Genomic DNA, 24421 nt, shown 5'->3' with positions numbered 1-24421 from the left:
GCCCTTCCCGCCCTTCCCGCCCTCGCCGCCCTCGCCGCATGCGATGAGTGCGACGCTGCCGCGCTGCTGCGTGATCACGCCGGAGCCGGCGTCCGCGTCGGCCGCCGATTGCCAAGCGTTCCTCGAGCGACTGTCCGCCGTGCTCGCGCGCGGCGAGACGCTCGTGCAGTTACGCGTGAAGTCGTTCGACGCGCCCGCGTTCGCGCGGCTGGCCGCCGAGGCGCTCGCGCGCTGCACCGCGGCCGGCGCGCAACTGATGCTCAACGGGCCGATCGATGCGGCCGGCGTGATGCAGCTCGACGGCGCGGGCTGGCACCTCGACAGCGCCGCGCTGCGCGCCGTCGCGCAGCGGCCGCTGCCACCCGCGCGCCGCGTGTCGGCCGCCTGCCATGCGGCCGACGATCTCGTGCTGGCCGCGCGCGCAGGCGTGGATTTCGTCACGCTGTCGCCCGTGTTGCCGACGCTCAGCCATCCCGGCGCGCCGACGCTCGGCTGGACGCGCTTCGCGGCATTGGCCGCGCAGGCGGTGATGCCTGTCTACGCGCTCGGCGGCATGACGCGCGCGCATCTCGACGACGCGCGCCGCCACGGCGCGTATGGCGTCGCGGGCATTCGAAGCTTCTGGTGAGTGGAGTGCGGCCGGGCGCGCCAGCGCCCGGCCTTCCGCGCGTTAAGCGCCTTGAGCGTTCAGTTCAGATCGGCGCGCATGCCGCGCCATGTGCTGTCGTCGAGCCGGCGCACGTCGTGCGTGAGCGCGTAGTGGTTGACGTCCCCCGTCAGCCACGCAACGAGCGAATACGGCGGCAAATCGCCCTCGTCGATCCGGTCGCGTGCGCGCGCCGGCGTCTCGAACACGATCTGCCCTCTTGGCGCATCGAACGGCAGCGCGTCGGGTGACAGGTTCAGTGCGATGGTGAGCGTCTCGTCGTCGGCGAGCTGCCACGACGCCACCAGCGCATCGGCATCGCCATCACCACCCGCCTTCAACGTATGCGCGTCCCGCGGCCGGCAATCGGCCAGCCGCGGGGCGATCAGCTTCGCGCGCACGGCAAGCGCCGACTGCACGAAATGCGCCCGATCGGCATCGCGCGCGGTTTCGTCGAAGATCAGCGGGATCTGCGGCGTCAGCAGCGACAGCGCGAGCGCGGCGAGCCCCGGCGTCTCGAGCTCGCCATGCTCGCTCTCGCGCCATACGCCGTCGGACAGCACCAGCGAGGTCAACGCCAGCCCTTCGGCGCAGGGGCCGTCGGCAGTGGCGGCCGGCTGGAACGCCGCGCCGGCCGCGGTCAATGCACGGGCCAGCGTATGGATCGACTGGTGTGCCGAAATCCCTTCGTGCGCGGTCGTGCCGCGGTCCGTCAACCGATGCAGCGCGCGTTCGCCGCAACCGTTCCACTGGGCATCGAAATGGGTATCGGCCAGATGCACCGGATGACGCTCGCTGCCGAGCACGAGGTGGATCAGCCGGTCGGCCGGCACGGCCGCGCGCACGCGGTCGGCGATCTCGCGCAGCCACGACGTGCCGATCCGGTCGGCCTCGCGCAGCCGCAGCCCGTCGCAACGGTATTCGTCGATCCAGTACATCGCGTTGTCGCAGAAGAAGTCGCAGACTTCCGGATGATCGAGCGCGAGCGGCGGCGCCTGCAGCGGATCGTCGCGCGTATGGAAGAACGGCACCGCGTAATGGCGCAGTGCGTCGGTGCCGCTGCCGAAGCGCGCGTAATCGAGCTCCAGCAGCACCGCGAGACCGTAGCCGTGCGCGTCGTCGATCAGCGCCTTCAATGCATCGGGGCCGCCCTCGACCGCGAGCGGGGCGAACGGCAGGCTGTCGTGCGGTGACGCGAGCAACTCCAGCGCGGTCACGCCGAGACGCGCGAGCTGCGGCAGCCGGCGGCGCACGCCGTCGAAGCCGCCCACCGCGTGCGGACGGATCGCGTACAGCGCGATGTCTTCCCACGGACGTCCGCGCCAGAACGTGTTGCGCCAAGTGAACGCGCGCGGATCGATGACCTCGCTCGGGCCGTTGAGCCCGTCGGGCTGCGAACGCGACGCGGGATCGGGAATCGACACGACATCGTCGAGCCGATAACGGTAACGCGCGCCCGCACCGCATTCGACGAACGCTTCGAACCAGTTCCGACCGGCGGCCGTCATCGGGACGAGCGTCGTGCCATTACCGGTATCGAGTTCGAGCTGAACGTGCATGCTGGCCGGCGCCCACACGCGGAAATGCGTGCGCGGCGACTTGCCGAGCGCGCCGCAGGGCTGCGCGCCGAACGGCAGGCAGTGAATGTAGTGCTGCGCATACGGATCGTGCGAACAATCTGACATCATGCGCTCCTCATGCGTGCCGAGCAGCATGGCCGCGCGAACGGCGCGCCGCAGCGGGCCCGGCATGCGACGGCCAGGCAGGGGGGAAGAAAAGTATGCACCTGTTTCAGTTCTGAAACGTATTGATTCCTCACATTTTTAAATGCGAATCGACCCCGACAACGTTTGCGTGCGACGCGCACCGAGTCGGGTAGTCCGCATACCGGAATGGCCGCTCGCCTTGTTGCGCCGCCGACCGCCGCTTACGCTCGGCGCGATGCGCGTGGACACCCCGTCCGCGCAAGAACCCGAGGCATCCGCCATGTCACTCCCCGCCAGCGCCGCGAAGTTCGATCCGGCACGCGCGCACGAATACGCCGAACAGTCCCGCATCGCACTCGCCGGCTACGACGCATGCCACGAACTCGCCGCGTGCATGCTTGCATCCTCGATCCGCGCAGCCGATGCGCGGATCCTCGTGGTAGGTGCAGGCGGCACGGGGCAGGAAATCTGCGTGCCCGCCGCGCTCGAACCGGGCTGGCGGTTCACGGCCGTCGATCCGTCCGCGCCGATGCTCGCGCTCGCGCGCGCCAACGTCGAAGCGGCGGGTTTCGCCGGCCGCACGCACTTCATCGAGGCCGGCATCGATGCGCTGCCCGACGCGCCGGCCTTCGACGGCGCGACGCTGATCGGCGTGCTGCATCACGTGCCCGGCGACACGGCGAAGGCCGCGCTGCTGGACGCGATCGCGCGCCGCCTGAAGCCCGGCGCGCCACTGGTGATCGCGGGCAACCATCGCCGCTACGCGGACCACCCTCGTCTGCTCGATGCATGGCAGCAACGCTGGCGCATGAAGGGCGCGACGCCCGACGCGGTGCGTGCGCAGCTGGCGAAAATCCTGCAGGGCGCCGATCCGCCGGCTTCCGAGGAAGCCGTGTTCGAACTGCTCGACGATGCGGGTTTCGATGCGCCGCTGCGCTTTTTCTCGAGCCTGTTCTGGGGCGCGTGGATCGCGTTGCGCCGCGCCGCTTGACGAGGCGCAACGACGGGTGACGCGCGCCGCTCGACGCACTGGACCATCGCGCGGCAGACCGACGTGCCGGGCGTCACCCGCGCTCGGTATGATGTCGTTCCCGCCCCTCTTCCGGCCTCGACATGCTGACCGTCCATCACCTGAACAACTCGCGTTCGCAGCGCGTGCTCTGGCTGCTCGAAGAACTGGATGTGCCGTACGAGATCGTGCGCTACGCGCGCGATCCGAAAACCATGCTCGCGCCGCCCGCGCTGCGCGCGATCCATCCGCTCGGCAAGTCGCCCGTCGTCACCGACGATGGCCGCACGATCGCCGAATCGGGCGCGATCATCGAGTACCTGGTCGAACGCCACGGCAACGGCCGCCTCGCGCCGCCCGGCGGCACGCCCGAGCGGCACGACTACACGTACTGGCTGCACTACGCGGAAGGGTCCGCAATGCCGCCGCTGCTGCTGAAGCTCGTCGCGTTGCGGATCGCGCATGCGCCGATGCCATTCTTCGCGCGGCCGATCGCGCGCAAGATCGCCGCGACGCTTCAAGCGGGCTTCGTCGATCCGCAGATCGCGCTGCATCTCGATCATATCGACGGCGCGCTGACGCGCACGGGCTGGTTCGTCGGCGACAGCTTCAGCGCGGCCGACATCCAGATGAGCTTCCCGCTCGAAGCCGCGATGGCGCGCGGCGACGGCGGCAGGTATCCGGCGATCGCACGCTTTCTCGAAACGATCCACGCGCGGCCCGCGTACCGCCGCGCGCTCGAGCGCGGCGGTCCATACGAACTCCTGAAATAACCCGCGTCAGCTCAGCAACCCCGCCGCGACATTGATCGATAGCCCGAGCACGGCCATGTTGAAGTAGAACGACAGGATCGACTGCGCGAGCACCGCGCGGCGCGCGGAGCGGTTCGCGAGCGACACGTCGGCCGTCTGCGACGCGACCGCGATCGTGAACGAGAAATACAGGAAATCCCAGTAGTCGGGCTCGGGGTTGCGATCGGGAAAGCGCAGCCAGCGATCGCCGGTCGGCGAGCCGTAATAGAGCCGCGCGTAGTGCAGCGTGAAGATCGTCGGAATCAGGAACCACGCGCCGAACAGCGTCGCGGCCGTGATCGCGTAATGGCCGAGCCCCGCGCGAAAGCCGACGCTCTTCGCGGTCGCGAGCTCGATCGCGATCGCGGCGACGCTCGCGACCGTCGCGAGGCAGATGACGGTCAGCACGGTCGTCGCGTTCTCGTCCTCGCGGATCGCGACTTCGCGCACCTTGTGATGATGCGCGGTGACCATGCGCACCCACATCAGCACGAGATACAGCCAGACCGTGCAATCCCAGCCGATCAGCACGCGCGCGGTCGGCCGCAACTGGAGCGGCAGCAGCACCGCGCACGCCACGCCCGCGACGAAGGCGGCGACCATGCGCGGCCGGTTGCGTAATACCTGCGGATAAAGCGTCATCGTGTGATTCCGAAAGCGGATGGAAAGGTCCCGCCGGCGCGCGAAGGGCCGCTGCGCGTCGCCGGCGGGTAGCGCCCCGATTATCGCCATTCCGGCATGTCGTTGCGATGGCCGCGAGCGCCTAAGATATCGGGATGACACCCCCCCTCTGCCACCATCCCGCGAACGCGGCCGGCCGCGACTTCGTCGTCGGCGATCTGCATGGCTGCGTGGATGTGCTGCGCGCGCTGCTGCACGACATCGGCTTCGATCCGGCTTGCGACCGGCTGTTCTCGGTCGGCGATCTCGTCGATCGCGGCCCCGCGTCCGAAACCACGCTCACGCTGCTCGACCGCCCGTGGTGCCATGTGGTGCGCGGCAATCACGAAGAAGTGCTGAGCCTCGTGTCGCGCGGCAAGCTGCCGCCCGATGCATGGCGCGGGATCGGCGGCGACTGGGGCGCCGATCTCCCGCCGGAACGGCTGCATGCGCATGCGGCGCGCGTCGACGCGCTGCCGCTCGTGCGCGTGGTCGGCGACGGCGCCGCGCGCTTCAACGTGCTGCATGCGGAATTCTTCGGTCCGGACGCGGAACTCGACACCGGCAGCTATTCGCACGACGTGCGCGAGCGGCTGATGTGGGGGCGCGACCTGGTCCAGGGGCTCGCCGACCCGGCGCTGCAGGCCGGCCTGTCGCTGACCTGCACCGGTCATACGCCCGTGCGCGCGCCGCAGCGCATCGGCGCGCAATGGTTCATCGATACCGGCGCTTTCGCACCGTCCGGACGCCTGACGATCGTCGAACCGCGCACGGGCGACATGTGGTCGCTCACCCAGGCCGACGCGCGCGCCCGTCACGCGGGCGAGTTGCCGCTGCCGTAGGCCGGCAACGGCTTGGCGGAAGCACGCGCACGCGTTTGCCCGCGCGAGCCTCCCCCGCTAGCCCACCTGGTTCAACTCGAACACCGCATCGATCGCGGAACCGTTCCAGTTGTATTCGAGATACGCCGCGTGATGACAGTCGCGCAGCAGCGTCGTGCGAAACGCCGCGAGACATTCGCCGCCTGCGTCGCGCACCGACGGATAGACGATGCCCGCGCCGCCCGCATGGCGCACCGCGCGCCCGAGCGCCTGCCCCGCGCTGTAGTCGAGCGGATCGAGCAGCGCCGGGCTGCGCTGCGGCCATGTGCGCACGTCGGCGACTTCGCCGTGCGCGTACACCGTGTAGAGCCGCATCTGCTGGCGCATCGGCGGCTCCTTCGTCGCGGACATGAACAGCCCGCTGTGATAGCGCGTTTCGGCGATCGCCGTATCGCGCGACCGCCCGCAGTAGAACACGCCGTAGCTGCCGTCGGAAAAGCGGCTGCCCTGCGGATTCAGGTGGGTGAACGCGGCCATGATCGGCCCCCAGCCCTGGCCGTAGCGACGCTCGGCCGGCGGCACGAGCTCGAGCGTGCCGACTTCGTTGCGGATGCGGTCGTTCGTCAGCGATTCGAGCGCATAGAGCGCATCGAAATCCTCCGCGGACGCGACGCGATCGAACAGGTTGATGGCGGGGAAACGGGTGGGAATCACGCGATAGGCAGGCGCCCAGTCGACGACGGTCGTGGGCCAGGATTGCGCTTCGATCGGCATCGTCACGCCCAGCCACCTCGCATCGCGTCGAGATATTGCCGGACGGCGACCAGATCGCCGACGTTGCCGGCGAGCATCCGGTCGAGCGCGCGCTTGCCGCCGAACGGCGCGGCGTCGTTGGGCCGCTTGACCCAGGTATCGGCGGCAGCCGGCTGCGGCAGCAGGATCTGCAGCGCCTTGTAGATGCCGAGCAGCAGCGATAGCCGCTCGAGCGTGTCGCGCGGCAGGCGCGCCGATTCCGGCGCTGCCTTCCACTTGAAGAACGTCGAACGGCCGGGCGACCCGAGCAGCACGATCTGTTCGTCGATCGTCAGCTCCCAGTCGCGCGCGATGTTGAAGAACGCACGCAGGCCGGCCGCCGACATCTGCGCGACCGAAGCCTGCCGCGGGGCGGAATACGGATCGAAGGCGGGCTGTGTCATGAGCGTTAGTCTCGAAATGAATTCACTAACAAGATTAGTCCATTTCGGTATTTTTGCAAGGGTCGTCCCCCGACATCGGCATTTCCTTCGACAAGACGATATTTTTTGTCCATTCTGGACGAATATTTTATTTTCTGCGTTAATGGCCGTGCGGACAGCGCATCGCCACGCGGTGCGTATCTACAGCAACCGAGTCGCCGAGAACCGGATAGACCACGCCAAGGAACCATCATGAAGAGACTGATTGCCGCCGTTTCGATCGCCCTGCTCGCGGTATCGGCGGGTCCCGCCGCCGCGAAGGACTGGACCACGCTGCGCTTCGGCACCGACGCCAGCTATGCACCGTTCGAATCGAAGGCGCCCGACGGCAAGCTCGTCGGCTTCGACATCGATCTCGGCAACGAAATCTGCGCGCGGCTGAAGGCGAAGTGCGTGTGGCTGGAGAACGATTTCGACGGCATGATCCCGGCGCTGAAGGCGAAGAAGTTCGACGCGGTGCTGTCGTCGATGTCGATCACGCCGCAACGCGCGGAACAGATCGGCTTCACGACGAAGATCTACAACCAGCCGACGCGGCTCGTCGTGAAGAAGGGTTCATCGCTGCTGCCGACGGCCGAATCGCTGAAGGGCAAGTCGATCGGCGTCGAGCAAGGCACGACGCAGGAAGCGTATGCGAAGGCGTACTGGGCGAAGCAAGGCGCGAACGTCGTGTCGTACCAGAACCAGGACGGCGTGTATGCGGACCTCACGTCGGGCCGCCTGGACGCCGCGCTGCAGGACGAGGTGCAGGCCGCGATCGGGTTCCTGAAGTCGCCGCGCGGCGCGGGCTACCAGTTCGTCGGGCCCGAACTCATCGACGAGAAGGTGCTCGGCATCGGCGCCGGCATCGGGCTGCGCAAGGAAGACACCGACCTGAAGGCGAAGATCGACCGCGCGATCCTCGACATGGTCAAGGACGGCACCTACAAGCGGCTCGCGTCGAAGTACTTCGACTTCGATATCTACGGCGGCTGAAGCGGCGTCGCGCGCGACGGGTGTGATGCCCGTCGCGCGCGGCCGGACCGCCCCTCCCCCAAGCGCCGGACGGCGACGCCTCCCTGACGTTTGCCGTCGCGCCGGTTTCATCGACCGTGTCGTATCGCCTGATACTGCCCCGCCTGATACCGCACCGCCTGAACCCGCGTTTCATCCGGATTGCAAACCGCTGACTTCCGCGGGCGATGGCCCGCGTGCGACGTCAATACGCGAAGAGCGGGCGCAGCCGAACCGGCGCGCGGGTGCACATACCCTGGCGGATCCGGTTGGCCAGCGAAAAAGTACCGGCCCGGCGCGGATGACCGGGTATCAGCCGGATCCGCCGCGCACCGGGCGCGCAGAGATGGCCTGTCGACGCATGCCGGCCGGCGGCAAGATGCGCGGACGCCCGGCGATGGGTCGAATCATTGCGTTCGCGGCTGGCCGGCCGCGTCGTTTGGCGATCGTTCATCATTTTTTCTACCCCGTATTCGTGCCGTTGCTTGTGCCGGCAACCGGACTTCGCCGGTGCCCCGACGATCCGACGACGACGGCCCTGCCGGTCGGACCCGGGCAGTGCTTGCTGCCCGTCCCGCCGGTCATCCCCGTGGGCTGCGTCCTTGCCGGCTCTTGCATTCGCTGCCGAACCGGCCGGACGCCACGTCGTCGACTCTCGCACCTCGATCAGCGCAAGGAGCGGGCCAGCTTCGGATGAAGCCGGCCGCACAAGGCTTTCGTCGGACAAGCTGGCGGCCGGCCCGGGCCGGACACGCGGGAAGTTACGAAACTGAAACATGCCGCGCGCGGGCGGCCGCGGGTGCGCTGCGGCAATGCCTTGCCGGACAAGGCGCGCTGACGATCCGGAAAGTTTTGCCGGCGCGGGCGGCACGCCGCCGGCCGCGTTTGCCGGGTTATTCGGGTGGCTGCCGACAGGAAACGTTTCACGCTCTTTACATGCCGCCGGCCGTGCGCACGGCCGGCCGCGAACGCTGCCCTGCCGCCGTTCAGCCGACGCGCTGGTGGTCAGCGTCGCCGGACGGTGAACCGTCCTTCCCGCCGTTGTCGCCGTTGTTGTCGTGGTCGTTGAGCCCGTGCTCGATCATCATCCGGTAGAGCGTCACGCGCGAGATGCCGAGTTCGGCGGCGGCCTTGTTGATCCGGTGATCGTTGCGCAGCAGCGCGTTCTCGATCGCGGTGCGCTCGGCGAGCGAACGCGCCTGTTCGAGCGTCACGGGCTCCGTTTCGCCCGGCGTCTCGAGCCCGAGATCGTTCGGCGTGAGCAGCCGGCTTTCCGCCATCACGATCGCGCGGCGCACCCGGTTGATCAGCTCGCGCACGTTGCCGGGCCACTCGTAGCGGCGCATCGCGTCGAGCGCGGCCGACGTGAAGCCGCTGATCTTGCGGCCGCTGTCGGCCTTGTATTTCTGCAGCACGTAATGCGCGAGGATGTCGATGTCCTTGCCGCGCGCGCGCAGCGGCGGCTCGTGAATGCGCAGCACGCAGAGCCGGTGATAGAGGTCCGCGCGAAAGCGTGCGGCTTCGACCGCGCCGTCGAGATCCACGTGCGTCGCCGAGATGATCCGCACATCGACCGAAATCGATTCCTGGCCGCCGAGCCGCTCGATCTTCCCTTCCTGCAGGAAGCGCAGCAGGCTCGCCTGGCTTTCGACCGGCATGTCGCCGATTTCGTCGAGAAACAGCGTGCCGCCGTTCGCGGATTCGATCCGGCCCGCGCGCCGCTGGTTCGCCCCGGTGAATGCGCCGCGCTCGTAGCCGAACAGTTCCGACTGCAGCAGGTGATGCGGAATCGCGCCGCAGTTGATCGCGACGAACGGGCCCTTGCCGCGCACCGAGCGCTCGTGGATCGCGAGCGCCGTCAGCTCCTTGCCGGTGCCCGACTCGCCGGAGATGAACACGCTCGCGTCGGTTTTCGCGACCTTGCGAATCGTGCTGAACAACTGTTGCATCGCTTCGCAGTTGCCGATCATCCCGTGCTCGCCGATCGACGCCGCGTAGGCCGCGCCGTCGACGCGATCGAGCGCGGCCATCCCGCGTGCATGGCCGAGCACGTGCGAAATCCATTCGTGCGGCAACGGCAGCGTCACGTAATCGAAACAGTAGCTGCGGATCATTTCGCGCACGGCGGGGCTGATCGTGACACCGGCCTGCGCGACGGAAATCCAGCCGATCGCCGCCTGACTCAGGCACGCCTTCAGCGCGGGATAGTCGCGCGACGTGAATCCGGAGAAATCGATGAGCCCGGCGGCGACGTTGACGCCGGATGTCATGTTCTGCGCGGCGCCGGCTGTCTTGGCGATCGAGATATCCCAGCCGAGCCCGCGCAGTTGCGCCAGCAACGGCTCGTCCGGCGAACGCATGATCACGAACAGCTTGCGTCCGGCCTCGGGGGCGGTAACGGATACGAGCGGCATCTCGGGCGCCGCCGTCCCGTTTGCGTCGGGTGACCTTGCAACCATCGTTATTCCCCGCTTGGCGTTGGTATCGTGCGCCGGCTCGCCGCGCGTACGAAGGACCTCGATCGAACCGACATATTGGCCGTATTTCCGTACGAATAAAATCCCCCCGGGCGATAATCGTGCGCCGAACGAATCCTTTCATGAACGGTATATCGATGCCGCGGACGCGCGGCTAGATGGGTGTTTTCCCGGTGGCGGGGTGAACCCGGAAGAAAGCCGCGGAGATCACGAACGCGGGGAACCGCGCCGGTGCTGGCGCACCGGGTCGGCATGCGATGCCGGTCAGGCGGAATCGAATCGGCCGCATGCGCCGGCGTGGCGGGTCGGCCGTCCCGGCGAACGCGTGCGCAATCGTTTCCGCTTGATGCCGGTCAATCGTCAATTAAACGGGGTTGATGCACGAACGCAACACGCGCCGCATCGCGCGGCGGGCGGATCAGCGCCCCGATGCGACCGGGGCGGGCGCGTGGGCGTGGGAGCGACCGCGGCCGGCCGCCGCGTCATCGTGCTCGCCGTATGCGGCGACGAGGCCGTCGACGCGGGAAAGGTGATGGCGGTTGTCGTGGTCCGACGGATGGAAGCCGGGCCGCAAAAAGCTCAGCCACTCCCCCGCGATGCGAGGAAACAACCCGCGGCGCGGCCCGTACAGGAACGCGATCATCCGCAGCATGCCGCGCACGCGATGCCTGATATCGCGATCGCGCGACAACAGCGTCCCGTGGATCAGAAATACGGTCGGCCAGAACGTCAGCGTCGTCAGCAGGTAGACGCCGACGCGGATCAGATAGCGGCGCAGGCCCGGCTTCATCACGGCGTTCCACACGTCGTAGGACACGGCCTTGTGCTCGGTTTCCTCCAGCGCATGCCATACCCACATCTGCCGGTAGCCTTCGACCGAGCCGGCGAGACGCGTCGGGTCGCGCAGCAGCCAGTCCGCGAGCATCGCCGTGTAGTGCTCCGCCGCGACCGTATGCGCGAGTTGCACCGAATGCGGCAGCACGCGCTTCGCGAAGCCGAGCACCGTCCATACGCGCTTGTCGAGCTTGCGCGCGGGCAGCCGGTTCGCCTGCATCAGCTCGTTGTATTCAACGTGCTCGCGCGTATGCATCGCCTCCTGGCCGATGAAACCGAGCACCTGGCGCTTCAGCACGAGATCGTCGATCCGGTCGCGATAGTTGCGCACCGAATCCATGAAAAAGCGTTCGCCGGCCGGAAACAGCAGCGACAGTGCATTGAAGAAGTGCGTCACGTGCGGGCCGAGCCCGTGCCAGTCCTTCGCGCGTTCGACCGGCAGGTCGAAGCGCAGGTCGCGGCGCACCGGCATCACCTCGGCTGCGGTGGCGGAAGCGGCTGACTTCATGTTCGTGATTCTCCTGGTTTTCGGGCGGCCCGGCGGCCGTTGCGGCCTTGCCGGCGCGGGCCCGGGCGGCGCATCGCGCAACGCCGAAATCTTGACATTGATAACTGTAAAGATAGGCTCGAGGCGGCGCCGCGCGCAAGCCGCGCGGTAGATGCGCGCTTCCAAACGCGGCGCGCTCGGCGGCGCGGAAAAAACGACGTCTGGAAGGCGTTCGCGCGTGCCGCGATTCGAACGCGCACAGCGGCGTGGGACCGACAGGCGGGCGCTCAATACGCGAGCCGTAATCGGCGTGAAAGCGCCGTGCGACGGGCGTCTTGCGCGAAGGGTCGGTGGTGTCCAACGCTCCGGCGGCTTGCCGCGTCGCAACGATTCATACGCGCGCGCCCTTCGCACGGTTCGACCGCGTCGATCCGGTTCGCGAAAAATTCAAACGCGCGTTCCATTCGCGTTTCCGGCTGGATGCGTGGCCGCCTCGCCAGCGACCCGCGATCGACACGCGGATTGGCCTTCGCCACGCAGGGCGGCCCGCTGCGCGCTCGCCTACAATAGCGGTTTTACCCAACCCCTTTCAGGAGAAGTCATGTCTGTCACCACGACCGCATCGGGCCTCAAAATCGAAGAGCTGACCGAAGGCACCGGCGCGGAAGCGCAAGCCGGCCAGACCGTCAGCGTCCACTACACGGGCTGGCTGACCGACGGTCAGAAATTCGACTCGAGCAAGGACCGCAACGACCCGTTCGCGTTCGTGCTCGGCGGCGGCATGGTCATCAAGGGCTGGGACGAAGGCGTGCAGGGCATGAAGGTCGGCGGCGTGCGTCGCCTGACGATCCCGCCGCAACTCGCGTACGGCCCGCGCGGCGCAGGCGGCGTGATCCCGCCGAACGCGACGCTCGTGTTCGAAGTCGAGCTGCTCGACGTCTGACGAAGACGCCGGCCGACTCCCTCCGATGGAACGCATCCCGTCACCCGCCATCGCGCTGCGCCGTTACGACACGTGCGAAGCGTCCGACGTGCACGACTTTCATCAGGTCGTGCTCGGCGTCGATGGCGAGATGGTGATGGCGGTGGACGGCGTCGGCAAGCGCATCGACCGGCACGCGGCCTGGCTGATTCCGGCCGGCGCGCGCCATGATTACGCGGGCCTCGGCGACAATCGCCAGCTCGTGCTCGACCTGCCCGCCGCGTCGCTCGCGGTGCCGCAGCGGCTGTTCGACAGCGCGCGTGCGGTATCGATCGACCCGGCGCTGACCTCGCTCGTCGCGCAGGTCGCGGCGGCCGCCGAGCAACTCGACGGGCCGGCCGGCGACGCGCGGCACGCACATCGCTTCCAGTGGCAGGCCGCCGCGCGTCTGTGCGACGCGCTGCTCGGCGACACCGGCCTCGCCGCGCCCGCGGCGGGCCTCGATTTCGCGCGCATCGACCGCTGGCTGCGCGCCCGGCTCGCGGAGCCGCTGCGCATCGCCGATCTCGCCGCGCACTGCGGCTACGGCATGCGGCGGTTTCATCAATTGTTCGTCGACGCGTTCGGCGAAACCCCGCATCGTTACCTGCAGCGGCTGCGGCTCGACGCCGCCGTCGTGCTGCTCGCCGACGGCCGCCATCCGCTCGTCGACATCGCCGGCATGGTCGGCTTCGCCGACCAAAGCACCTTCACGCACGCGTTCACGAAGCGCTTCGGCGTCGCGCCGGGGCGCTGGCGCGGCGAACGTCACTGAGCGATTTCGCCGGACGGTTCCTGCCTGCGGTAATGCGGTCGCGTGGTGCTGCAAGCCGCCCCTTTCCCGCGCGTAAATCGATCGCATTGCATCGCAGGCGGTGACCGTATCGACGCATCATGCCCTCCTGAAACCTCGGCCGCACGACACGTACTTCTCCGGGATCGCGTGCTGGGCCGACTATCACGCGGTATTCGAGCGCGATGCGTGCGCGGCTCGCCGACGATGCCGATGACCGCGGCCACACGAACCGCCGCTGCGTTCGGCTACGGATCGCTGCATTTCATCGATGTGTCGACGCCGCTGACGCTGCCGCTCGCGGCGGTCGATGCTACTCGTCGCAGTGGGGTTGCTCGCGACGCTGACCAGGCCGAATGCGCATCGCAGTGCATCGGCTGCGCGTCGGGCAGCGTCGTCCGCCGATTGGACGGCACGACCGGCCTTCACCCCCGCGTCCCGCCCTCGTCGTCACCCACCTTGCGCACGACCGTCTCGGACGCCTTCAGCGGCCGGCCGTCGTCGTGCCGCAGCGCGAGCTTGCGGATCGCGCGGCCCGTCTTGCGCTCGACCAGCACCGAATGCGGCTCGCCGCGCGCGAACAGGTTCGCCTCGCCCCACTGCCGCAGCATCACGATCACCGGAAACAGCCCGTCGCCCTTCTTCGTCAACGCGTATTCCTGATACGCGCTGCCGTCCGACGCGGGCACGACGTCGAACACGCCGGCCTCCACCAGCATCCTCAGCCGGTCCGACAGGATGTTGCTCGCGACGCCGAGGCTCGCGCGGAAATCGCCGAAGCGGCGCACGCCGTCGAACGCGTCGCGCACGATCAGCAACGCCCAGCGATCGCCGACGATATCGGTCGCCCGCGCCACCGGGCACGGCGAATCCGCAAGACTTCTCTGCCTGGCCATATTGCTCTCCGCTGTCGCGCCGGCTGCCCGCCCGGGCCGCCGGCCATTCGCGCGCGGGCCCGTCGCCCGCCGCCTCATGAAGTTGCATTTTAAAACTACTTATCCTACACTCCAACTAGTTTCAAATTGCAACCACTTGCGTGAGGCAACCGATGGAATCGTCTTGTCGTTCAGGAACCGTCGCGTCGAGCGCGGCATCACGTGCCGCTCGCCCGGCCGATGACACGCGCGTGTCCACGGCGCGCGTCGCGCTGCTGGCCGTCTGCTGCGCCGCGAGCGTCGCGAACGTGTACTACGCGCAGCCGCTGCTCGATTCGATCGCCCGCGACTTCGGCGTATCGCAGGCGGCGGTCGGTGGCGTGATCACCGCGACGCAGCTCGGCTGCGCGCTCGCGCTGCTGTTCGTCGTGCCGCTCGGCGACCTGCTGAACCGCAAGCGCCTGATCACCGTTCAGCTCCTGCTGCTGACGGCGGCGTGCATCGGCGTGGCCGCATCGTCGACGCGCATCGCATTGCTCGCGGGCATGGTCGCGGTCGGGCTGCTCGGCACCGCGATGACGCAAGGGCTGATCGCCTGCTCGGCCGCGCTTGCGGGTGCCGGCGAGCGCGGCCGCGTGGTGGGCGCGGCACAGGGCGGCGTCGTGATCGGCCTGCTGGCCGCGCGCTCGCTCGCGGGTGTCGTCACGGACATCGCCGGCTGGCGTGCGGTTTATCTGGTGTCGGGCGCGCTCGCGATCGCGATGCTCATCGCGCTGGCGCGGCTGTTGCCCGATGCCGATGCGCCGCGCGAACGCATCGGCTACGCGGCGCTGCTCGGGTCGATGGTCACGCTGCTGCGCACGGAGCGCGCGCTGCGCGTGCGCGGGGCGATCGCGCTGCTGATGTTCGCGGCGTTCAGCATCTTCTGGAGCGCGCTCGTCCTGCCGTTGAGCGCGCCGCCGCATGCGATGTCGCATACGGAGATCGGCGCGTTCGGGCTCGTCGGCGCACTGGGGGCGGCCGCCGCCGCGCGCGCGGGCCGGCTCGCCGATCGCGGGCTCGCTGAAGCGGCCACCGGCGTCGCGCTGGCGCTCCTTGCGCTCTCGTGGCTGCCGCTCGCGTTCGCCGGCACGTCGATCGCGCTGCTGGTCGTCGGCATCGTGCTGCTCGACGTCGGCGGGCAGGCCGTCCACGTCGTGAACCAGAGCATGATCCTCGGCGCGCGGCCCGACGCGCATGCGCGCCTCGTCGGCTGCTACATGCTGTTCTATTCGGTCGGTAGCGGACTCGGCGCGATTGCGTCGACGATGATGTATGCGCACGCCGGGTGGATCGGCGTCTGCGGGCTCGGCGCGGCGGTCAGCGTCGTCGCATTCGCTGTTTGGGCCGTGACGCGCAGGCGGGCATGACGGCTGTCCGGCCGGCAGCGGGCTCGGCGCGATTGCGTCGACGATGATGTATGCGCACGCCGGATGGATCGGAGTTTGTGGGCTCGGCGCGGCGGTCAGCGTCGTCGCGTTCGCCGTTTGGGCCGTGACGCGCAGGCGGGCGTGACGCGTGTCGAAAAGGGCGTGCTGACCACGGCGAGTTAGGCAGCGAACGACAAAAAGCCGGCTCGCCCGAATCACGCGAGCCGGCTTGGGTGTCCGGCTTGGGTGTCCGGCTTGGGTGTCCGGCTTGGGTGTCCGGCTTGGGTGTCCAGCTTGGGCGCCCGGCGCAGGCGTCCAGCTCGCAAACCGTCCGCCTACGCACGCGCCGCCCGCAATCCGCCGGCGACGCACCGCGTTCACTTACCCCGCCGCCCGAATCGCCTCCTCATACACACCGGCGACCCGCCGCGCGATCACCGCGTTGTCGAAGTGTTCGCGTGCATAGCGCTTGCACGCGGCTTCGTCCGGCAGCTTGATCGCGCCCGACAGCGCCGCGCCGAGCCCTTCCGCGATCGCATCCGCGCCGGTCGACGGCAGCACGAGATCGTCGGACAGCCCGGCGACCGCCTCGGGCAACCCGCCGACCGGCGTGACCAGCACCGGTGTGCCGGACGCCAGCGATTCGACGGTGATCAGCCCGAAGCCCTCGAGCGCGACCGTCGGCACGACGCTGACCGTTGCCGCGCGGTACAGCGCCGCGAGATGGTTGTCGGGCACGAAGCCGAGCAGCTTCACGTTGTCCTGCAGCCCCGCCGCATCGATGCGCTGCTGCAATTCCTCGCCGATCTTGCCCTTGCCGGCGATCAGCAGCAGCACGTCCGGGTGCCGTTGCTTGACGACGCCGATCGCGTCGATCAGATCCTCCAGCCCCATGCGCCGCACGAGCCGGCGCACGGCCAGCACGATCGGCCGGTCCTGCGGCAGTTGCAGCTTGTGCCGCGCCTCGCTGGGCGTGAGCGGCGTGTCGAACTGCGCGGTATCGACACAGCCGGGAATCACGCGCACGCGCGACGGTTCGATCCCGTAACGGTTCGTCAGGATCTGGCCGAATGCCTGCGACAGCACGATCAGCCGCGACGAGCGCGTATAGACGGCCTGTTCGAGATAGCGCTTCGCGCGCTGCCCGAGCGACGCGGCGCCCTCGACCTGGCTTTCGTCGGCCCACGGCCCCTGGAAGTGCGACACCTGTGGAATCCCGCGCGTCACGTCGAGGCCCGGGAACGTGTACAGCGCGAAGTGCGACGAAATCACGTCCGGCCGCTCGGTGCGAATCTCGTCGCGCAACGCGCGGCGCGCGGCGAGCATCCGGCGCGCGAGCGGCTGCGACGCGGGCCCGAAGCCCTGGATCGCACCGCCCGTGTCGTCGGCGACCTTCGGCGAGCCGGCGACGAGCCCGCGCACCTCGACGCCCGCACCGGGCAGCGCGCCGACGAGCGAGTAGTACATCCGGTCGAGGCCGCCCGCACGTTCGGGGAACCAGTGCATGCCGATCTGCAACGATTTGATCGGCCGGGAAGATTGGGACATCACGATTGCTCCTGCGTCACCGCATGCTCGACCCGCTCGAAGGCGGACGGCTGCGTGGGTTGGCCGATGCGCCGGTAGAGCGCGACGTACTGGGCGCCCATATGGGCCCAGCCGAAACGGGTCATCAATTCGCGGGCCGCGTCGCCCATCGCGCGGCAGGTGTCGCGCGACGCCGCGAGCGAACCGATTGCCTGCGCGAGCGCGGCCGGATCGTCCGGATCCTCGAGCACGATCCCGCACTCGCGCGTGATGATTTCCGCGCCGCCCGCCGTGCGTGCGGTGACGACCGGCAGCCCGGCCGCCATCGCCTCCAGCAGCGACAGGCTCATCGCCTCGTAGCGCGACGGAAACACGTATGCGTCAACCGAGCTCATCAGCGTCGGCATGTTCTTCACGAGACCGAGGAAGTGCACGCGCGAATCGATGCCGAGCGCGCGCGCCTCGTCCGGATACGGGCTGCCGGGCAGATAGCCGGCCACCGCGAGATGGACGTTGGCCGGCAGCTTCGTCAGCGCCTTCAGCACGGTGCCGAGGTTCTTGCGCGGCGTGCGCAGATCGCCGACGAACAGCAGCAGGAACGCGTCGTCAGGCAGCTTGAACGCCGCGCGATCGGGCTGCGCGCCCGCGAAGGCACTGCCGTCGACGCCGTTGTAGATCACGCTGATCTTGCGGCTGTCGATGCCGAGCCCGGCGATCTCGTCGGCCACCTTCTGCGACACGGCCGTGATCGCGCGCGAACGCCGGTACGCCCAGCGCTCCAGCGCGGTGTTCACGCGCGTATAGACGTACTGGTAGGCCGACCACATGCCCTTCGTCAGCCCGAACGGGTAGTACGGGCTCTTGAACCAGCCGCCATGCACGAAGTGCGCGGTATTCACGTCGGCGCTGATCCACGAGATGAAGCCGTTCACGTGCAGCACGTCGTACTCGCCGCGATGCGCGCGCAGCCACCACGCGCTCTTCAGCGCGAACACCTGCTGCTTGACGAGATTCGACGGCCAGAAGCGGCCGACCTTCACCGGCACCCAGCGCACGCGCGGGTCGGCCAGCAGCTCGGGCGCGACATGCGACGCGACCAGCGTGACCTCGTAGTTTTCCGCCAGCGCCGCGCGCGCGATTTCGTAATTGACGCGGCCCTGGCCGTCGTTATGTCGCACGACGTGCGTGACGATCGCGATTCTCAATGGTCGCCTCCCCGTGATTGCGCGGCGGCCAGCAGGCGCTGCGCCTTCTGCCAGTGCGCCGCGGATAGTATTGAAAAAATGGCCGTGAACAGCAGCAGGCCGCCCGTGCCGATCAGCGAGTTCGTGAACACGAGCATCGCGAACACCGACAGGCACAGGCTCAGGCATGCGCCGACGAACTTGTCCTTGCGCAGCTTGAACGCCGCGCGCAGCGTGCGGCCGAGCAGCATCACGACGCCCGCCAGGTACAGCAGCGTGCCGGGCCAGCCGAGCACGAACGGCACGTTCATCACGCCGCTGTCGAAGCTGCCGTACTTGCCGAGCTCGCCGCTGTCGCTCGACAGCTTGGTCGACGCGCCGGTCGCGCCCATCCCTTCACCGGCGACGTCGGTGAACGCCGTTTGCGCGAAGGTCGCGTAGAACTTGTTGCGGTCGTCGTAGCTGCGGTCGTCCTTCAGGTTCGTGATCGACTGCAGACGCGCGCCGAGCCGGTCGGCCACGGGCCCGACGGTCAGGAGCGGCACGCACAGCCCGACCAGCACGACGCCGCTGATCAGGATCCGCATCCGCACGCGGTTGCTCGACTGCAGGAGCTGGATCGCGAGCGCGATCACCCATCCGCCCCAGGTCGAGCGCACGAGACACAACGCGAACGACACGAAGCCGGCGGCGCCCGCGAACCAGCGCACCTTCTGCGGCGCCGCGAACACGAACACCAGCGCGCCCATGATCGCGAACGCGAACGGCCCCGACGAGTTCATCGTGCTGAATACCCGGACGCCGTACGGCACCGGCTCGCCCTGCGAACCCATGTTCGACCCGATCATCCACAGCACGTCCCACTGCGGCATCACGAAGTACTGCACGACCCCGTACACGCCCATCACGGCCGCGCCCCACATGAACGTGGACAGCAGCACGTCGCGGTACTCGGGATAGTCGCGCGAGTTCACCATGATGTGAAAGCCGATCAGCACCGGATACACCCAGTTCGCGAGATCGTAGGTCGCGGCCATCACGCCGCTCGACACGATGCCGACCAGATACGCGTACGCCAGCCCGAACAGCATCAGCAGCACGGGAATGCCGCGCCGCTGCGCGAGCACGCGGTAATGCCTGATCAGTCCGAACGCGGCGATCATCGTCACCGCGAGCGGCGCGACCTGGATCAGGCTGGTCGGCGTGAACGCGCCCTTCGACCAGTCGGCCAGACGCCGCACCTCGGGGCTCAGGAACCACACCCACCACATGAAGCCGACGTAGCGCGCGGGGCTCTTGAAATACAGCCAGATGCCGACCGCGATGGCCAGCACCGGAAACGCGAGCGTCAGCACCTTGCCCTGGTGAATGGCGATCAGCGCGGCGGTAAACGTCCACAGCCCGGCCTGCCCGACCCAGTGCTTGCGCTCGGGCAGCCAGCTGCGCTTGCGCGACGGTTCGCGTTCGGCGGCGATCGTGCTCATCGATCCGCTCTCACCGCGACGACGGACGCGAATCCGCGAGCGGCATCGCGAGGCCGGCGGCCGCCGGCGTGCGACGCCGGCGCAGCATGTCGCGCGTGATCCGCACGTGCTGTTCGGCGAACGCCTGCGTGGTCAGGTCGCGCTCGCGCAGGCACGCGGCCGCGGCGCGCGCGCAGTCGAGCGCGGCGAGCGGATCGGCCACGAAGCGGTCGGCGGCCTGGCGCATCGCCTGCGCATCGAACGCCGGCACGTAGGCGGCCGTGTCGTGCGGGAAGTAGTCGCTGAGCCCGCCGACGTCGGACACGATCATCGGCTTGCCGACCGCCGCCGCCTCGAGCATCACGGTGATGCCCGACGCGTGGAAGTTCGGCCGCAACGGCACGACGATCACGTCGGCCCATGCGTACAGTTCGTGCTGCTTCGCGAGGCCCGATGCCGAGCCGATCTTCACGTTCGGCGCATGCCACTCGCGCGGCACGCGACGGCGCGTCGCTAGCCGCACGTCGTAGCGCTCGTCGCCGCCGAATGCCGCGAGGAAGGTGCGCCAGTCGCGGTCGCGGTCGTTGCCGATCGCGGCGATCCGCAGCGGCCGGTTCGGCTGCCACTGCTGCGGCTCGACCGGCGGGAAATCCTGCGTGTTCAGCCCGTAGTACACGAACTCCGCGTCGCGCCCGAGATAGCGGCGGCACAGCTCGGCGTTGTCGCGCGCGAGTGTCGTCAGCGCGTCGGCACGGGCGAGCAGCTTGCGATACAGCCAGCGGCGCGCGCCGCCGAACGTGTTCCACTTGTCGAACAGCCACACGCTCTGCGCGAGCAGCAGCGGGCGCTTGCCCCGCGCGCCGGCAAGCTTCAGGACCAGCGCCGCGGCGAGGTGCTCCTGCTCGGTGTGCGTCCAGATCACGTCGGTGTCCAGCAGCGCTGCGCGATTGCGCCACGCGTGCACGACGTCGAAGCCGAGCGCCGCCTTCAGCGCACGGCGCGCGAGGCTCGCGACGCGGTTCTCGCGCCGGTCCTGCGAATAGGTCAAGCGGAATTCGTCGGATTCGGCGTGGTGATAGCCGTACAGGCAGCCGATGTCCTCGCCTTTGCGGTAGGTACGCGGATCGGCGCCGTAAAACAGGTGGACGTGAACCTTCGTTGCAGTCATGTCAGCCTCCGCCGTGCCGTGGGATGCCCCGACAGGCAGGCTTCAGGGAAATGAGCGGGTCGTACCATATCAAGCCCTCCAGGGGTGGCCATGCGTCGTGCGCGGCTCGTTCAAGACGTCACCGGCGGCATCGCCGCGCGATGGGGGGCAAGGTTGGCGCGGCGCGCATCGCGTGCGCCGCGGCGCACCGCGCGCCAGTGCTCGCGCACGCGCTCGCGCTGTGCGGTATGCAGCGACAGCAGCACGTGCGCGAAGCCCGGATAGACGCGCGTGCCGACCAGCGTCCACCACCACCACGCGAGCTCGCGCCGCAGCGGCGGCAGATGCTCGCGCAGGATCAGGTGCAGGTTGTACGCGCCGTTGCTGATCGCATTCAGCGAGGCGGCATCGCGCCGGTCGTCGTCGAAACGCTCGGCCGGGAAATGATCGACCGCGATCGCCGGGTCGTAGACGAGCTTCCAGCCTTCGCGCTGCACCTGCATGCTGAATGCCATGTCGTTGTGCACCTGCGCACCGGCGCCGCGCAGCCGCGTGTCGAAGCGCAGCCGTTCGATCGCGGCGCGGCGGTAGCTCATGTTCGCGCCTTTCAGCATGTCGACTTCGCGCGCGCCGCCGACGCCCAGGTGATGGTTGCCGATGATCTTGCCGGCGAGCGTGAGCTGGCCGACGAGTTCGCGCGACTCGTCGAGCACGCGACCTTTCTCGTGCACCCAGTCGCGGCCGCCGACCGCACCGACGCGCGGATCGGCCAGGAACACGGCTTCGATGCGCGCGAGCCAGTCGGCGCGCGGCGCCGCATCGTCGTCGGTGATCGCGACGATGTCGCCGTTCGCCGAGTCGAGCCCCTTGTTCAGCGCGGCGACCTGCCCCGGCACGTCGACCGGCACGATCCGCAGCGGCAGCGCGCCGCCGACCGACGGATCGGCGAGGCGCTCGTGCGTGGCATCGTCCTCCGGGCGCGCGACGACGATCACCTCGTCGGGCAGCCGCTGCTGGCGCTGCAGCGCCAGCAGGCAGCGCGCGAGGTCGGCGGGGCGCCGAAAGGTCGGAACGAGCACGGAAATTTTCATCGAGGGTTCTCCAGTCGGCCGGGCCGGCGCGGTGCGCGCCGGCCCGGTTTCGTGCAATGCGTCAGGCGCTCAGGTATTCGTGGACGGCCGCATAGCCGCGGCCGTAGCCGCGCGCCTTCGGCGGCACGCCGTTGAAGATCCCGCCTTCCAGATCGACGCCCGCGGTACGCAGGCGCTTGATCGCGTCGGCGATCTCGCCTTCGGTGTGCATGCCCGAGCGCAGCACCAGGAAGGTCGCGCCGGCCATGCGGCCGATGATGGTCGCGTCGGTCACCGCCAGCACCGGCGGCGAGTCGATCAGCACGATGTCGTAGCGCTTGCCGAGCCCTTCGAGGTATTGCGGCAGACGCGTCGACATCAGCAGCTCCGACGGGTTCGGCGGGCGCGTGCCGGCCGAGATGAACGACAGGCCCTGCACCGGCGTCTCGCGGATCGCGTCCTCCAGCGCCGACTGATCGCTCAGCAGCTCGGACAGGCCCGGCTGCGCGGTGAGGCCGAAGTAGCGGTCGAGCATCCCGCGGCGCATGTCGGCATCGATCAGCAGCACGCGCTTGCCCGAATGCGCGAGCAGCACCGCGAGGTTGACCGTCAGGAAGCTCTTGCCGATCCCCGGCGTCGGGCCGGTCAGCACGATCACGCGGTTCTTCGCGTCCATCATCGCGAACTGCATCGCGGTGCGCAGGCTGCGCATGCTTTCGACGCTCAGATCCTTCGGGCGCAGGCTCGCGAGGATCGGCCGCGCACGGCCGCCGCCCTTCTCGGCCATCGCATCGAGCTTCACCTGCTCGGCGCTTTGCGGCACCAGCCCGTACAGCGGCAGGTTGAACGTGCGCTCGACGCGGTCCGGATCCTCGATGCCCTGGAACAGGTTGCGGCGCAGGAACACGACGCCGGTGCCGAGGATCAGCCCCAGGAACACCGCGGCCGACAGGATCAGCACCTTCTTCGGCTTGATCGGGGCGCCCGGTCGCAACGCCGAGTCGATCAGGTGGATGTTGCCGCCCGTGCCGGCCTTCTGCACCGACAGTTCCTGCACGCGGTTCAGCAGCAGCACGTAGATGTCCTCGGCGACCTTCGCGTCGCGCTGGAGCTGGACGGCCTTCACTTCGGTCGCCGGCAGGCTGCGGAAGCGGTTGCTGAACTTGTCCTTCTCGCCCTGCAGTTCCGCGAGCTGTTGCTTCGCGGCGATCACCATCGGATGCGAGTCGGTGAAGCGCTGCGCGAGCGACGCGAGCTGCAGGCGCTGCGCGGCGATCTGCTGCTCGTACTGCACGCTGCCCTGCAGGTAGACCTTCGCCTCGTCGCTCGCGTTGATCGAGCCTGACGTGCGCTGATACTGCGTCAGCGCGGCTTCCGCACGCTCGAGGTCGGCCTTCAGGCGCGGCTCCTCGCCCTTCAGGAAGTCGAGCATCTTGGTCGCTTCGGCCTGCTTCGCGATCACGTGCTGGTTCAGGTACGACCGCGCGAGCGCGTTCGCGATCGCGGCCGTCTGGTCCGGATTCTTGCCTTCGAGCGAGATCTGCACGACGCCCGTCTGCTTGCCCTGCTCGCTCACCTGGATGCCCGACTGGAAGCCGGTGATCGCATCGAGGTCGTTGTAGCGGACCACCGTGAACTGCGTGCCCGGACGCGCGACGAGCTTCTGCACGAGCAGCGTGACGCCGCCGCCCTGCTCCGATTCGCCGACGCGGCCCGACAACAGGCGGCGGCCGTTCTGGTCGACCACCGTGTAGGTGCCGTCCGGGCCGGCCGTCAGCGTCAACTTCTTGCCTTCGAGCTCGGGCACGACGTTGATCGAGTCGATATCGGCGACTTCGCCGCCCCACGCGTACGACCGCAGGCCGAACCACGCGCGCGACGGCTCGCCCGGCGTCGCGATGCGCGCGGCCAGGCTGCCGATCCCCGGCATCGTCTTCGGCGTGACCGAGAAGTTCAGCTTGAACTCCTCGACGACCGGCGCGACGACGCCGCGGCTCTTGATGATCTCGATTTCCGCATCGGTCGGCGCCTGCTGCGGACCGCTGTTGATCGATGCACCCGTCTGCGTCTGCGTGAGCGCCTGCGACGTGTTGTCGTTGCCCTCGACCCGCACGTGCACGTCGGCCTGATAGACCGGCTTCGCGACGAAGCAGTACAGGCCGGCGAGCGCGATGACGGTCACCGCGATGCCGAGCAGCAGCCAGATGTCGTCCATGATCACCTGGAGCAACTGGCCGAGGACGACGTCCTCTTCCTCGGTTTTCGCGGCCGGACCCGCGTAGGTGTGTTTTGCTTGCGTGTTCACCATTCGTTCCCGCTTGAGTGGTGCCGGG

22 protein-coding genes are annotated in these 24421 nt (G+C 68.7%); 8 read left to right on the top strand and 14 right to left on the bottom strand.

Annotated elements, in window-relative coordinates; translation table 11 throughout:
• The first annotated feature begins 43 nt into the window (after nucleotides 1-43).
• Nucleotides 44-628: a thiamine phosphate synthase gene (locus BAMB_RS27770; protein WP_011660480.1), complete on the top strand. Its 585-nt coding sequence runs from the start codon at nucleotides 44-46 to the stop codon at nucleotides 626-628.
• Between the two features lie 59 nt (nucleotides 629-687).
• Here the strand turns inward: BAMB_RS27770 and BAMB_RS27765 are convergent, their stop codons facing one another.
• Nucleotides 688-2331, bottom strand: a complete 1644-nt coding sequence (locus tag BAMB_RS27765; protein WP_011660479.1) for a DUF3459 domain-containing protein — start codon at nucleotides 2329-2331, stop codon at nucleotides 688-690.
• A 301-nt stretch (nucleotides 2332-2632) separates the two neighbouring features.
• Here BAMB_RS27765 and BAMB_RS27760 point away from each other — a divergent pair, with 301 nt between their 5' ends.
• Complete coding sequence (locus BAMB_RS27760) at nucleotides 2633-3343, top strand: class I SAM-dependent methyltransferase (RefSeq protein WP_011660478.1); 711 nt, start codon at nucleotides 2633-2635, stop codon at nucleotides 3341-3343.
• 122 nt (nucleotides 3344-3465) lie between these two features.
• A complete protein-coding gene (locus BAMB_RS27755; protein WP_011660477.1) occupies nucleotides 3466-4134 on the top strand; it encodes a glutathione S-transferase in 669 nt (222 codons plus the stop codon).
• 6 nt (nucleotides 4135-4140) lie between these two features.
• On the opposite strand, the gene BAMB_RS27750 is transcribed toward BAMB_RS27755, so the two are convergent.
• Entirely contained in the window at nucleotides 4141-4794 is a 654-nt protein-coding gene (locus BAMB_RS27750; RefSeq protein ID WP_011660476.1) for a DUF1345 domain-containing protein, read from the bottom strand.
• A 134-nt stretch (nucleotides 4795-4928) separates the two neighbouring features.
• Here BAMB_RS27750 and BAMB_RS27745 point away from each other — a divergent pair, with 134 nt between their 5' ends.
• Nucleotides 4929-5654, top strand: a complete 726-nt coding sequence (locus BAMB_RS27745; RefSeq protein ID WP_011660475.1) for a metallophosphoesterase — start codon at nucleotides 4929-4931, stop codon at nucleotides 5652-5654.
• Between the two features lie 57 nt (nucleotides 5655-5711).
• Here BAMB_RS27745 and BAMB_RS27740 read toward each other — a convergent pair whose 3' ends face one another.
• Nucleotides 5712-6407, bottom strand: a complete 696-nt coding sequence (locus BAMB_RS27740) for an RES family NAD+ phosphorylase (RefSeq protein WP_011660474.1) — start codon at nucleotides 6405-6407, stop codon at nucleotides 5712-5714.
• Between the two features lie 2 nt (nucleotides 6408-6409).
• Nucleotides 6410-6829, bottom strand: a complete 420-nt coding sequence (locus tag BAMB_RS27735) for an MbcA/ParS/Xre antitoxin family protein (protein ID WP_006754054.1) — start codon at nucleotides 6827-6829, stop codon at nucleotides 6410-6412.
• A 231-nt stretch (nucleotides 6830-7060) separates the two neighbouring features.
• On the opposite strand from BAMB_RS27735, the gene BAMB_RS27730 reads away from it, so the two are divergent.
• Nucleotides 7061-7843: an ABC transporter substrate-binding protein gene (locus BAMB_RS27730; protein WP_011660473.1), complete on the top strand. Its 783-nt coding sequence runs from the start codon at nucleotides 7061-7063 to the stop codon at nucleotides 7841-7843.
• 223 nt (nucleotides 7844-8066) lie between these two features.
• Here BAMB_RS27730 and BAMB_RS36020 read toward each other — a convergent pair whose 3' ends face one another.
• The 3 genes from BAMB_RS36020 to BAMB_RS27720 all read right to left on the bottom strand — a co-directional run bounded on the left by BAMB_RS36020 (nucleotide 8067) and on the right by BAMB_RS27720 (nucleotide 11680).
• Complete coding sequence (locus BAMB_RS36020) at nucleotides 8067-8639, bottom strand: hypothetical protein (RefSeq protein ID WP_227739360.1); 573 nt, start codon at nucleotides 8637-8639, stop codon at nucleotides 8067-8069.
• A 208-nt stretch (nucleotides 8640-8847) separates the two neighbouring features.
• Complete coding sequence (locus BAMB_RS27725; protein WP_011660471.1) at nucleotides 8848-10320, bottom strand: sigma-54 dependent transcriptional regulator; 1473 nt, start codon at nucleotides 10318-10320, stop codon at nucleotides 8848-8850.
• Nucleotides 10321-10756: 436 nt separating this feature from the next.
• The gene (locus BAMB_RS27720) at nucleotides 10757-11680 is read right to left on the bottom strand and encodes a metal-dependent hydrolase (RefSeq protein ID WP_011660469.1); all 924 of its coding nucleotides are present in this window, start codon (nucleotides 11678-11680) and stop codon (nucleotides 10757-10759) included.
• Nucleotides 11681-12260: 580 nt separating this feature from the next.
• Here BAMB_RS27720 and BAMB_RS27715 point away from each other — a divergent pair.
• Both BAMB_RS27715 and BAMB_RS27710 read left to right on the top strand, forming a co-directional pair.
• Nucleotides 12261-12602: an FKBP-type peptidyl-prolyl cis-trans isomerase gene (locus tag BAMB_RS27715; protein WP_006754049.1), complete on the top strand. Its 342-nt coding sequence runs from the start codon at nucleotides 12261-12263 to the stop codon at nucleotides 12600-12602.
• A gap of 25 nt (nucleotides 12603-12627) precedes the next feature.
• Entirely contained in the window at nucleotides 12628-13395 is a 768-nt protein-coding gene (locus tag BAMB_RS27710) for an AraC family transcriptional regulator (RefSeq protein ID WP_011660467.1), read from the top strand.
• A gap of 443 nt (nucleotides 13396-13838) precedes the next feature.
• On the opposite strand, the gene BAMB_RS27705 is transcribed toward BAMB_RS27710, so the two are convergent.
• Nucleotides 13839-14309, bottom strand: coding sequence for a winged helix-turn-helix transcriptional regulator (locus tag BAMB_RS27705; protein ID WP_011660466.1), 471 nt, complete (start codon nucleotides 14307-14309; stop codon nucleotides 13839-13841).
• Nucleotides 14310-14461: 152 nt separating this feature from the next.
• Between BAMB_RS27705 and BAMB_RS27700 the strand changes: the two genes are divergently transcribed.
• The gene (locus tag BAMB_RS27700) at nucleotides 14462-15697 is read left to right on the top strand and encodes an MFS transporter (protein WP_011660465.1); all 1236 of its coding nucleotides are present in this window, start codon (nucleotides 14462-14464) and stop codon (nucleotides 15695-15697) included.
• Nucleotides 15698-16078: 381 nt separating this feature from the next.
• Here the strand turns inward: BAMB_RS27700 and BAMB_RS27695 are convergent, their stop codons facing one another.
• The 6 genes from BAMB_RS27695 to BAMB_RS27670 form a co-directional block, all read right to left on the bottom strand.
• The gene (locus tag BAMB_RS27695) at nucleotides 16079-17245 is read right to left on the bottom strand and encodes a glycosyltransferase family 4 protein (RefSeq protein WP_011660464.1); all 1167 of its coding nucleotides are present in this window, start codon (nucleotides 17243-17245) and stop codon (nucleotides 16079-16081) included.
• The gene (locus tag BAMB_RS27690; RefSeq protein ID WP_011660463.1) at nucleotides 17245-18429 is read right to left on the bottom strand and encodes a glycosyltransferase family 4 protein; all 1185 of its coding nucleotides are present in this window, start codon (nucleotides 18427-18429) and stop codon (nucleotides 17245-17247) included. Before BAMB_RS27690 ends, BAMB_RS27695 begins: the two co-directional genes overlap by 1 nt.
• Nucleotides 18426-19892, bottom strand: a complete 1467-nt coding sequence (locus BAMB_RS27685; protein WP_011660462.1) for an O-antigen ligase family protein — start codon at nucleotides 19890-19892, stop codon at nucleotides 18426-18428. The genes BAMB_RS27690 and BAMB_RS27685 overlap by 4 nt, the downstream gene beginning before the upstream one ends.
• A 10-nt stretch (nucleotides 19893-19902) precedes the next feature.
• Complete coding sequence (locus BAMB_RS27680; protein ID WP_011660461.1) at nucleotides 19903-21039, bottom strand: glycosyltransferase family 4 protein; 1137 nt, start codon at nucleotides 21037-21039, stop codon at nucleotides 19903-19905.
• A gap of 110 nt (nucleotides 21040-21149) precedes the next feature.
• Nucleotides 21150-22109, bottom strand: coding sequence for a glycosyltransferase family 2 protein (locus tag BAMB_RS27675; RefSeq protein WP_011660460.1), 960 nt, complete (start codon nucleotides 22107-22109; stop codon nucleotides 21150-21152).
• Between the two features lie 61 nt (nucleotides 22110-22170).
• Complete coding sequence (locus BAMB_RS27670) at nucleotides 22171-24396, bottom strand: polysaccharide biosynthesis tyrosine autokinase (RefSeq protein ID WP_011660459.1); 2226 nt, start codon at nucleotides 24394-24396, stop codon at nucleotides 22171-22173.
• Nucleotides 24397-24421: the final 25 nt, after the last annotated feature.

The sequence above is a fragment of the Burkholderia ambifaria AMMD genome, from assembly GCF_000203915.1.
GTDB lineage: Bacteria > Pseudomonadota > Gammaproteobacteria > Burkholderiales > Burkholderiaceae > Burkholderia > Burkholderia ambifaria.
This window is presented reverse-complemented; position numbering and strand designations above follow the sequence as displayed.